Source organism: Roseateles sp. (assembly GCF_044373315.1).
In the GTDB taxonomy this organism is placed as follows: Bacteria; Pseudomonadota; Gammaproteobacteria; order Burkholderiales; family Burkholderiaceae_C; genus JACDQM01.
Genome location: NZ_JBILQK010000183.1, coordinates 1 through 3,947, shown reverse-complemented (window position 1 = coordinate 3,947; position 3,947 = coordinate 1). Strand labels below are relative to the sequence as shown.

Annotated in this window: 4 protein-coding genes; 2 read left to right on the top strand and 2 right to left on the bottom strand. The window is 68.1% G+C overall.

From position 1 onward, the window contains the following. The coding region (locus ACIQ67_RS20015; RefSeq protein WP_397536132.1) for a DbpA RNA binding domain-containing protein at positions 1-177 on the top strand (177 nt) is incomplete at its 5' end. 145 nt (positions 178-322) lie between these two features. Here ACIQ67_RS20015 and ACIQ67_RS20010 read toward each other — a convergent pair. Next, positions 323-2,116, bottom strand: coding sequence for a glutamine--tRNA ligase/YqeY domain fusion protein (locus tag ACIQ67_RS20010; protein ID WP_397536131.1), 1,794 nt, complete (start codon positions 2,114-2,116; stop codon positions 323-325). A 57-nt stretch (positions 2,117-2,173) separates the two neighbouring features. Beyond that, complete coding sequence (locus ACIQ67_RS20005; RefSeq protein WP_397536130.1) at positions 2,174-3,217, bottom strand: RNA methyltransferase; 1,044 nt, start codon at positions 3,215-3,217, stop codon at positions 2,174-2,176. Between the two features lie 86 nt (positions 3,218-3,303). On the opposite strand from ACIQ67_RS20005, the gene ispD reads away from it, so the two are divergent. Beyond that, the coding region (ispD, locus tag ACIQ67_RS20000; protein WP_397536129.1) for a 2-C-methyl-D-erythritol 4-phosphate cytidylyltransferase at positions 3,304-3,947 on the top strand (644 nt) is incomplete at its 3' end.

Sequence of the window (3,947 nt, the reverse complement as noted above, 5' to 3'; positions counted from 1 at the left end):
ACCGGCGAGGCCGGCTTCACTTTCGAGCAGGTCGGCAAGATCAACATCACCGAGTTCCACAGCTATGTGGCGGTGGAGCGCAGCATTGCCCGGGAGGCGGTCAAGCGCCTGTCGGAGGGGAAATTGAAGGGGCGCAAGGTAAAGGTGCGCCGGATGGCGGATCTGGCGGAGCTTTGATCCTTCGCGCTGCTGGCGGTGCCGCTACGCTCGAAGGGGACTGACTGCGGTTGAGAGAGCGCGCCGGGTCTTCGCCCCGGCGCGCGCTCTCGAAGAACTCAATCCCACCAGCGAATACCGGCACCCACAGCCTAGCGAGGGGAATTCACTTTCCCCACCCGTCCCTCAAGCCCGTGATCTTGTTGAACACAGGCCGATCCGCCCGGTGATCCTTGCGGTCCGCAATGAAGTAGCCATGCCGCTCGAACTGGTAGCGCGACTCCGCCGCCACCCCAGTCAGCGAAGGCTCCAGCCAGGCCTGCACCACGCGGCAGCTGTCCGGATTGATCTCGGTGAGGAAGTCTGCCTCGCCAGCGCCCGGCTGCGGCACGGTGAACAGACGGTCGTACAAGCGCACCTCGGCCGCCACCGCCTCATGCGCGCCCACCCAGGTGATCACGCCCTTCACCTTGACCGCATCCGAGCCTGGCGTGCCGCTCTTGGTGTCCGGCACGATGGTGGCCAGCACGGCGGTGATGTTGCCGTCGGCATCCTTCTCGCAGCCGGTGCACTCGACCACATAGCCGTACTTCAGGCGCGTCTTGTTGCCGGGGAAAAGGCGGTGGTAGCCCTTGCTTGGCACTTCCATGAAGTCCTCGCGCTCGACCCACAGCTCAGGGCCGAAGGAGAAGGCGCGCTGGCCCAGCTCAGGCAGATGCGGATGTGCCGGCGCAGAGCAGGGTTCGCGGTGCTCCAGCGAGCCGAAGATCTCGGCGAAGTTCGTCAGCTTGAGCTTCAGCGGGTCCAGCACCGCGCTGGCGCGTGCCGCCTTGCCTTCCAGGTCGGCGCGCAGATAGCCGTCCAGCACGCTGTAGTCGATCCAGGCGTTCTGCTTGGTCACCGCGGTGGAGTCCACCATCGCACGAATGCTCTCCGGCGTGTAGCCGCGCCGGCGCATGCCGACCAGGGTAGGCATGCGCGGGTCATCCCAGCCGCTCACATGGTTCTCTTCCACCAGCTGGCGCAGCTTGCGCTTGCTGGTCACCACATAGCTCAGGTTCAGGCGGCCGAACTCGTACTGGTGCGGCAGCGGGCGAGCTAGCAGGCCAGCGTCGGCCAGGTGCTCCAGCAGCCAGTCGTAGAAGGGCCGCTGGTCTTCGAACTCCAGCGTGCAGATTGAATGCGTGATGCGCTCCAGCGCGTCCTCGATCGGGTGCGCGTAGGTGTACATCGGGTAGATGCACCACTGGTCGCCGGTGTTGTGGTGCGTCGCGCGGCGGATGCGGTACAGCGCCGGGTCGCGCAGATTGATATTGGGCGAGGCCATATCGATCTTGGCGCGCAAGACCATCGCGCCATCGGCATGCTTGCCATCGCGCATCTCGCGAAAGCGCGCCAGGTTCTCTGCCGGGCTGCGATCGCGGAAGGGGCTGTTGGTGCCCGGTGTCGTGAAGTCGCCGCGATTGACGCGCATCTCTTCAGGCGTCTGCTCATCGACATAGGCATGGCCGCCCTCGATCAGCGTCTCGGCCGCGCGGTACATGAAGTCGAAATAGTTGCTGGCGTAGAACAGGTGCGAGGTGCCGTGCTGATCCCAGCTCCAGCCCAGCCAGGCCACCATCTCCTTGATGGCGTCGACGTACTCCTGCTCTTCCTTCTCCGGATTGGTGTCGTCGAAACGCAGGTGGCAGACGCCGCCATAGTCGCGCGCCAGGCCGAAGTTCAGGCAGATGCTCTTGGCATGGCCGATGTGCAGATAGCCGTTCGGCTCCGGCGGGAAGCGGGTACGCATCCTGGCCGGGTCCAGCGGGCCGGCCGCGTGGTGGGCGGCATCGCCCGGGCTGCCGGCGAAACGGCGCTCACCCTGTCGCTGTTGCTCGGCCGGGTCCAGATCGCGTTCGATGATGGTGCGCAGGAAATTGCTGGGCTTGAGCGCGTCGGCTTCGGGGGCGTTGGACATCGGCTGGGCAGCGCGGCGTGGCGCGCTGTCACTTGGTGGCTGAACAAGCGGCCGATTTTATCGGGCTGCGCGCGGCATCAGACGCACCGGCCGCAATCCGTCCTGCGCGGCGCGGGCGCGCAGCTGGCCACAGCCGCCATCCACGTCCTGCCCGGCGGAGTCGCGCAGCTTGGTCAGCACGCCGCGCTGGTGCAGCTGGCGCGCAATCTCGCGGGCCTTGTCCCAGCTGGGACGCTGGAAGGGCAGCTCGGGCACGCTGTTGTAGGGGATCATGTTCAGCACGCCGTACTTGCCCTTGAGCAGGCGCACGATGCCGTCCATCTCGTCCGGGCCGTCGTTGACACCTTCGATCAGCGTCCACTGGTACTGGATCGGATAGCCGGTTTCGCGCGCATAGCGCTCGCCGGCCTCGACCAGCTCCTCCGGGCTGAGGCGCGGTGCGCGCGGCAGCAGTTGCTCGCGCAGCGCCGGCTTGCTGGTGTGCAGCGACAAGGCCAGCGCCGGTTTCACCGGCCCTTGCGGCAGGCGCTCGAACACGCGCGGGTCTCCAACGGTGGAGAACACCAGGTTCTTGTGGCCGATATTGCCGGCGGTGCCCAGCAGCTCGATGGCCGCCATCACGTTGTCCAGGTTGTGGGCTGGCTCGCCCATGCCCATGAACACCACCTTCTTGACGGGGCGCAGCGAGCGCGCCAGCGCCACCTGGGCCACGATCTCGGCGCTGCCGACTTGGCGGATCAGGCCGTCCTTGCCGGTCATGCAGAACTGGCAGCCCACCGCGCAGCCGACCTGCGACGAGACGCAGAGTCCGTCGCGCGGCAGCAGCACGCTCTCGACCGTCTGCCCATCGGCCAGCGCCACCAGCAGGCGCGCCGAGCCGTCCTCGCCCGGATGGCTGGAGACCAGGCGGGCAATGCCTTGCAAATCGGCATCGAGCCGGGGCAAGTCTTCGCGGACCGCCAGCGGCAGGAAGTCCTGCGGCCGGCGCCGGCCCTGCTCATGCGGGCGGGCCTGGACCCAGTCGCGCAGCAGGCGTTGCTCGTGCTGTGGGCCGGCGCCCAGGGCGCGCAGGCGCTGGCGGATGGCGGCGATGTCTTGCATGGAGAAGAGGCGTGCGGGGGAAAGCGTGCAGCGGCAGCATTGCGCCGCGGGCCTGAAGTGTAGGCGGGGTCCCTAGAATGCCGGCCATGACGACCTTTCCCATCGGGCTGGAGCCGCGCTGCTATGCGCTGGTGCCGGCCGCCGGTGTCGGCGCGCGCTCAGGCGCCGACCGCCCCAAGCAATACGTGAATCTGGCCGGTCGCGCGATGATGGCCCACACGCTGGACGCGCTGGCCGCGGTGCCAGGTCTTGAGGCCACGCTGGTGGTGCTGTCGCCCGAGGACGATCAATTCGAGGCCGCGGTGCCAGGTTTTACCGGCGAGCGCGCCTGGGTGGCCCGCTGCGGCGGCGCCACGCGCGCCGAGAGCGTGGCCAATGGACTGATCGAGCTGCTGGCGCGTGGCGCGCAGCCGCATGACTGGGTGCTGGTGCACGACGCAGCACGCTGCCTGCTGCGGCCTGAGTGGGTCTCGCGCTTGATTGCCGCCTGCGCCGACGACGAGGTCGGCGGCCTGCTGGCGCTGCCGGTGGCCGACACGCTGAAGGACGCGACGGACTCTGGTCGCGTGGCCGCCACCGTGGACCGGCGCGGCAAGTGGGCCGCGCAGACGCCGCAGATGTTTCGCCTTGGCCTGCTGAAGCCGGCGCTGGCGGCTGGTACCGAGGGCGTGACCGACGAGGCCAGCGCCATCGAGGCCCTGGGCCACCAGCCGCTGCTGGTGGAGAGTCC

What these genes read in the sequence shown, in the direction of transcription:
- ACIQ67_RS20010 (WP_397536131.1), bottom strand. Translation starts at nt 2,116, where the DNA reads ATGTCCAACGCCCCCGAAGCCGACGCGCTCAAGCCCAGCAATTTCCTG.
- ACIQ67_RS20005 (WP_397536130.1), bottom strand. Translation starts at nt 3,217, where the DNA reads ATGCAAGACATCGCCGCCATCCGCCAGCGCCTGCGCGCCCTGGGCGCC.